The 1,040-nt window shown below is 66.2% G+C and carries 1 protein-coding gene; it reads right to left on the minus strand.

Annotation, left to right across the window (positions count from 1 at the left end):
• On the minus strand, window positions 1–1,040 hold a 1,040-nt coding region (locus NKI70_RS33855), incomplete at both ends, for a relaxase/mobilization nuclease domain-containing protein (RefSeq protein WP_502898957.1).

Here is a 1,040-nt window from a genome sequence, read left to right on the forward strand (position 1 = left end):
AGTCCTCGCAACGTGCTTTCGGCTCTGTCGGAGATCACCCACCGGCCGGGCTCGATCTCGCTCGCCAGGCCGAAGTGTTGCAACCTCTTCGCCCGATCGATCAGCAGGTAGCGGTTGCTGGAAATGGTGTAGCTGTCGCTGGCGTTGGGACGGAGATCGACAACATCGTGCTCCTGCTGTTCGGCAATCAGCATGCGGTCGAGCCGGGTCAGCCGTTCGGCCCCGACTTCGTTGGCCAGCTTGCGGGCGACCTCGACCTCGCTTTGCAGGCCGAGTTCCCGTTCGACCAGCTCGCTTGCCCGGTGACGAATGCCATGGGCGATGTAGTCGCCGGCGATGTTCAGGATCTTGCCGTCGTCGGTGACGCCGCGCAGCAGCACATGGGTGTGCGGATGGCCGGTGTTGTGATGGTCGACGGCGATCCAGTCGAGGCGCGTGTTGAGGTCGGTCTCCATCTGCCGCATGAGATCGCGGGTGAAGGACCGCAGGTCTTCCATCTCCGCGGCATCCTCCGGCGCGACGATGAAGCGGAACTGATGCCGGTCGCCCCGCCCGCGTTCGACGAAGGCCTTGCCGTCGGCCTCGTCCTCGACGGCCGAGTACACCCTGCCCTTCTCGCCGTCCCTGGTCACGCCGTCCCGCTGGAGATAGCGCAGATGCGCATCGACGGCCTTGCTGGTCGTCACGAACTTTTGGCCGCGTCCGGTGGTCCCCTTGCCTCGTCCTGGCAACTTGACGACGCGCGCCTTCACGACGACGCGGCGGGAGCGAAAGCGGACGCCATTGCCGTCCTGCTTCCAACCGCCACCATCCCTTGGCAACTCTGCTGCCAGCTTGCCGCCGCGGCCGCGGGCGTTGAAGCGGCCACTCCCCTTCCCGGCACCGCTGCTTGCACCGAGGCGATAGGGATTGCCGCCCTGCTTGCGGATGGCGATCTCGACCTGGCGCACAAAGGGCAGCGTGCGCGAATTGACCGGCGCGCCGCCATGCCGCGTCCGGCCGGTGCGAACCTGGAATTGGTCGCTGTCACGATCTGCCAT

The sequence above is a fragment of the Mesorhizobium sp. M0500 genome (assembly GCF_040321165.1).
Classification (GTDB): domain Bacteria; phylum Pseudomonadota; class Alphaproteobacteria; order Rhizobiales; family Rhizobiaceae; genus Mesorhizobium.